This window comes from Longimicrobiaceae bacterium, from assembly GCA_035696245.1.
GTDB lineage: Bacteria > Gemmatimonadota > Gemmatimonadetes > Longimicrobiales > Longimicrobiaceae > DASRQW01.
This window is the reverse complement of sequence record DASRQW010000322.1, coordinates 1-4,085: the sequence shown is the minus strand read 5'-3', so window position 1 is coordinate 4,085 and position 4,085 is coordinate 1. Positions and strand designations below refer to the sequence as shown.

The window sequence follows — 4,085 nt, the reverse complement described above, 5'->3', positions numbered from 1 at the left end:
GACGGGGCAGCTCTTCGTGCTGGACCGGCGCACGGGCGTCCCCATCTTCCCTGTGGCCGAGCGCCCGGTGCCCGCCAGCGACGTGCCCGGCGAGACGGCGTGGCCCACGCAGCCGCAGTCCGCGGTGGAGGCGCTGAGCCCGCAGCGCCTGGCCCCGGAAGACGTGTGGGGCCCCACGCCGGAGGACCTGGCCGCCTGCCGCGCGCAGGTGGCGGCGTTGCGGTACGACGGTCCGTTCACGCCGCCCAGCCTGCGCGGTACGCTGGCCCTGCCCAGCAACGTGGGCGGCGCGCACTGGGGTGGCCTGGCGTACGACCCCGTGCGCCGCATCGCGATCATCCCCGTGAACCGCATCGCCGCGGTGGTGCAGCTCATCCCCCGTGACTCGGCGCCCGCGATCCGGCGGCGCGACACGGGCGAGCGCGCGAACGGCGACTGGGAGTACGCGCAGATGCGCGGCACGCCGTACGTGATGCGGCGCCGCATCCTGTTCGGCCCCAGCGGCATGCCGTGCACGCGGCCGCCGTGGGGCACGCTCGTGGCCGTGAGCCTGGACACCGGGCGCAAGCTGTGGGAGGTGCCGCTGGGCTCGCTGGACGAGTACGCGAGCGCCAAGGCCGGGCACGCCGTGCATCTCCCGCCCGGCTCGCCCAACCTGGGCGGCCCCATCGTCACCGCGGGCGGCGTGGTGTTCGTGGGCGCCACGGTGGACCACTACCTGCGAGCGTTCGACGTGGAGACGGGCCGCGAGCTGTGGAAGGGCGCGCTCCCCGCGGCTGGCAAGGCGACGCCCATGACCTTCCGCCTGCCCGGTGGCCGCCAGACCGTCGTGATCGCCGCGGGTGGCGACGGCAAGATCTTCGGCCACTCCGACGCCTTCGCCGCCTTCGCGCTGCCGGGAGATGCGGGGAAGGCGGGCGCGCCGCGGCGGCGGTGATGTCCGCTGGTGGCGACTGAAGTCGCGGCAACAACTGCGCAAAGTCCGCCTTCGCGGACTAACTGCTCTGCATCCTCGCAGGACGAAGATGCGGCGCTCGGTCCGGCATCGCTTCGTCTCTGGAGATGCCGGGCGGTGAGGCGGTCCGTCGTACATCTACCGAACGCGAACGACTACAGACGAAGGGCATCCGTGCAGCTTCCGCATCATCCGTCGTACCGTCTTTTGCCGCTGGCGCTGGCGCTGAGCGTCCTTGCTTCCGCGCACTCGCCCGCGCACGCGCAGACGCCCGCGCGAGACACGGCGAAGACGGTGCGGCTGGACACGCTCTCCGCGCGCGTGCTGCTGACGCCGCTGCCGGCCGCGCGCGCGCCGTACGGCGTCTCCGTGGTCACCGAACGCGAGATCCGGCGCGCCAAGCCGGGGCTGGCACTGGACGAGGCGCTGGCGGGCGTGCCCGGCGTGGAGGTGGACAACCGCTTCAACTACGCGCTGGGCGAGCGCATCTCCATCCGCGGGTTCGGGGCGCGGGCGCAGTTCGGCGTGCGCGGCGTGCGCGTGCTGGTGGACGACGTGCCCGCCACGCTCCCCGACGGGCAGACCAGCCTAAATCACGTCGACCTCGGCTCCATCGGGCGAATCGAGGTGATCCGTGGGCCGGCGTCGGCGCTGTACGGCAACGCGGCGGGCGGCGTGATCCGCATGACGATGTCGCCGCCGCCGGACGCGCCGTTCGGCTCGGAGTACCGCGCCACGGGCGGCAGCGACGGCCTGGTCCGCGCGCAGACCATCGTCGGCGGGCAGCAGGGCGGCATCCAGTACCGCGCCAGCATCGGCCGGCTGCGCTACGGCGGCTACCGCGAGCACGCGCACGCCGACAACACGCTCTTCAACGCGCGGCTCGGCTACTCGCGCGGCGGGACCGACGCGGGCCTCACCATCCACGCCGTCCGCTACGACGCGCAGAACCCCGGCTCGCTCAGCGACTCGCTGCTGCGGGTCAGCCGCACCCGCGCCTTCGCGAACAACGTCACGCAGAACACAGGGGAGCGCGGCGACCAGGAGGAGATCGGCGGACATTGGGAACGTCCCGCCGGACCGGGGACGATGACTCTGAGCGCGTACGGCATCACCCGCGGCATCGTGAACCCCATCCCCAACGCCATCATCGACCTGGACCGCCGCGCCGGGGGAGCCCGCGCGGCGTACGGCGTCGCGCTGTCCCTGCCCACCGGCGTCGCGCGCCTGAACGCGGGTGCGGAGGTGAACGCGCAGCACGACGACCGCCGCAACCACGCGAACTCCAAGGGTACGCGCGGCGCTCTGACGCTGGACCAGCTGGAGCGCGTGACGGGCACCGCCGCTTTCGCCCAGCTCGCTGCTCCCCTTCTCCCGGGTCTCGACCTCGCCGCCGCGGTGCGCTACGACCGCTTCCGCTTCGCGGCGCACGACCGGCTGGTGACGCCCGCGAACCCGGACGACTCCGGTGCGCGGACGATGCACGCGTGGAGCCCCACCGCCGGCCTGATGCTCCGGGCCGCGGCGGGGCTCTCTCTGTACGCCAACGTCTCCACCGCCTTCGAGACGCCCACCACCACCGAGCTGGCGAACCGCCCCACCGGCGCGGGCGGCTTCAACCCGGACCTCCAGCCGGAGCGCACCACGTCGTACGAGGCGGGGGCGAAGGGCGGAGTCGGTAGATGGATGTCGTTCGACCTCGCCGCCTACCGCGCGGACGTGCGGGACGCGCTGATCCCGTTCGAGGTCGCGGGGGCGCCCGGCCGGCAGTTCTTCCGCAACGCGGGCTCCGCGCGGCACCGCGGCGTGGAGGCGGGCGTGACCGCATCTCCCGTCCCCGCCCTGCGCGCGCGGCTAGCGTACACGTACACCGACGCGCGATTCCGCGACTACACTGTGGGCGCGGCGGACTACTCCGGCAACCGCATCCCCGGCATCGCACCGCACCGCTTCGACGGCATGCTCACGCTTCAGAACCCCCGCGGAGCCTTCATCGAAACCGAAGCCCGCTACCTCGCCTCGCTCCCGGTGGACGACGCGAACCTGCACCGCTCGCCCGCGTATGCCACCCTCGACGTCCGAGGCGGCGTGGACGGCCTGCGCGTCTGGCGCGGCCGCGTGTCGCCGTTCGTCGGCGTCACCAATCTCCTCGGCCGCGACTACAACACCTCCGTCACCATCAACGCCTTCGGCGGCCGCTACTACGAGCCCGGCCCCGGCCGCTCCCTCTACGCCGGCGCCACCCTCGCGTTCGGGAGATGAACGGCGGGGACGTTCGGGAGAGGCACGACCAGCCGTGTTGGAAGATGGTGGGCATTCCCGGGATCAGGGCCCGATCTGTTAGAGCGGTTCCCCTCCGGGTTTTCCGGCGCTTACGTATTCGAGACCACCGCCTTGGATGGCTCTCGGCCGATCAAAAGAGGCGCACGAGACCGCTCGATGCAGTTACCGCAGAGTGCATCTCTTAGGAACCACCAAGACGAGATGTCGTCTGCTGCCGGTGCATGATACGGGCATTACGCCAGACGAAGGTCACCAAGACCGCCACGATCGGAACGAGGGACAAGCTCGCGAAGATCATGGCAACTGTGCCCCATCTGCCGCTCGAGTAGATGAGAGCACCCACTAGAGCCCAGACCGCCACGATGAACCAAGCTCCGGTCGTCGCCAACCACGCCTGCGCCCGTTTCGTCACGAGCACACGCAGGGTCACGAACGTTACCCCGAACAGCAGGGCCCACCCCAAGATCAACCCTACGATCATCATCTCCTCCTGCAAGCGCGGATGTTGGGAAGACGCGAGCGCTGAACCTGAGCATTTGAAGTTCTGCCTCGCATAAGCACGGCTATTTCGCATAGTCTGGACCTAGAACGCAGATCCCATTCGCTGCGACCGGTACAACTGCGAAGCTGAACTCAGGCTCGCGGAACGCCGATGGTGGTCTGAATTATATTAGCCGCGGCAAGACCCGTTTTCCCGGCCGCACGAGTGTCGCGTTGATTTAGAAAAGTCCGGGGTCTGGTTGATTTAGAAATGTCCGGCGAAAGGTTCCCTGCTTGCGCCAGGGATGGTCGGGCGCGGGCTTGTTGGTCTTGCGCGCTTGGTCATTCGTCACCTCCGGAGTAGGTG

3 protein-coding genes are annotated in these 4,085 nt (G+C 70.4%); 2 read left to right on the top strand and 1 reads right to left on the bottom strand.

The window, feature by feature from the left end:
• Positions 1-937: PQQ-binding-like beta-propeller repeat protein (locus tag VFE05_15055; protein ID HET6231390.1), on the top strand; the 937-nt coding region annotated here is incomplete at its 5' end.
• Between the two features lie 192 nt (positions 938-1,129).
• Positions 1,130-3,217 carry a TonB-dependent receptor gene (locus VFE05_15050; GenBank protein HET6231389.1) on the top strand — a complete coding sequence of 696 codons (2,088 nt, stop codon included), beginning with the start codon at positions 1,130-1,132 and terminating at the stop codon, positions 3,215-3,217.
• Between the two features lie 202 nt (positions 3,218-3,419).
• Here VFE05_15050 and VFE05_15045 read toward each other — a convergent pair whose 3' ends face one another.
• Positions 3,420-3,722 carry a hypothetical protein gene (locus VFE05_15045; protein ID HET6231388.1) on the bottom strand — a complete coding sequence of 101 codons (303 nt, stop codon included), beginning with the start codon at positions 3,720-3,722 and terminating at the stop codon, positions 3,420-3,422.
• Positions 3,723-4,085 lie beyond the last annotated feature (363 nt).

Coding starts and splice junctions, on each gene's coding strand:
- VFE05_15045 (HET6231388.1), bottom strand. CDS start 3,722: ATGATGATCGTAGGGTTGATCTTGGGGTGGGCCCTGCTGTTCGGGGTA.